This is a genomic window from Nguyenibacter vanlangensis (assembly GCF_013376155.1).
Taxonomy (GTDB): Bacteria; Pseudomonadota; Alphaproteobacteria; order Acetobacterales; family Acetobacteraceae; genus Gluconacetobacter; species Gluconacetobacter vanlangensis.
In genome coordinates this window covers 1-778 of the sequence record NZ_JABXXP010001038.1, presented here as the reverse complement: position 1 = coordinate 778, position 778 = coordinate 1, and the positions used below count along the sequence as shown (strand labels likewise).

Annotated in this window: 1 protein-coding gene; it reads right to left on the bottom strand. The window is 68.4% G+C overall.

Annotated elements, in window-relative coordinates:
• Positions 1–199: 199 nt before the first annotated feature.
• Positions 200–421: a DUF1653 domain-containing protein gene (locus tag HUK84_RS21060; protein ID WP_176641908.1), complete on the bottom strand. Its 222-nt coding sequence runs from the start codon at positions 419–421 to the stop codon at positions 200–202.
• Positions 422–778 lie beyond the last annotated feature (357 nt).

Genomic DNA, 778 nt, shown 5'->3' with positions numbered 1-778 from the left:
GTGAAGGCCGCGGCGGCGGGATCGGGCGGCTCGGCCGCACCCGCCGCCGGGGGGACGGCCGGCAAGACGGTCAGGCCGGCGGCGAGACAAAAGACGGCAAGACGGGAGACGAAGACGGATCGGACCATGCGGCGATGGTGCTGCGGCCGTTTCCAAAAGGCAACAGCCTGAAAGAACGACGGCGTGGCCGGGCAGGACGCTACGACTGGTCCGGCGTATCGATCGGCTGGAAGCGCGGCAGGCCGTCCACGTCCTCGACCCACATGGCCAGCGGCCGGACCCAGTAATCGCCGCGCGCCTCGCTGCGATAGGTGACGAGCCATTCCTCGGTCTCGGAATGGCGGCCGACGCAGATCAGCGTGTACAGGCCGCCCTTGTAATGCCGATAGAGGCCCGGCCGCGTCCGTTCAGCCTGGTTCATGTGTCGCAACTCCGCTCCGATCCGCCCGGCGCCCCAAATCGGAATTCCGAATCGGGATTCCGAAATCCGCCGGATGTCGGATTCACGGTGGACACCGGATAAGACAATAATTTTAGTGGTCTGCCGCCCGGCAGCCAATCCGGGGTAATCTGACCTTGGCCGCCCCCGGCCGATCCCGGCCGGCGGCCCGTCGGCCGGCCGACGCGAACCGACGGAACCTTGTCGCATGAACCGCCCGCCCCGTCACACCCTTGCGATCCTGCCCGCGTTCCCTGCGGCGATGCTGCTGCTGGCGCCGCTGTTGCTTGCATCGGGCAGCGCGGCCGCGTCCGGCCATGTGGCGCATCGCCAGGCCAT

Bases quoted from the DNA above. Each gene is read 5' to 3' on its own strand.
- HUK84_RS21060 (WP_176641908.1), bottom strand. From the start codon at position 421: ATGAACCAGGCTGAACGGACGCGGCCGGGCCTCTATCGGCATTACAAG.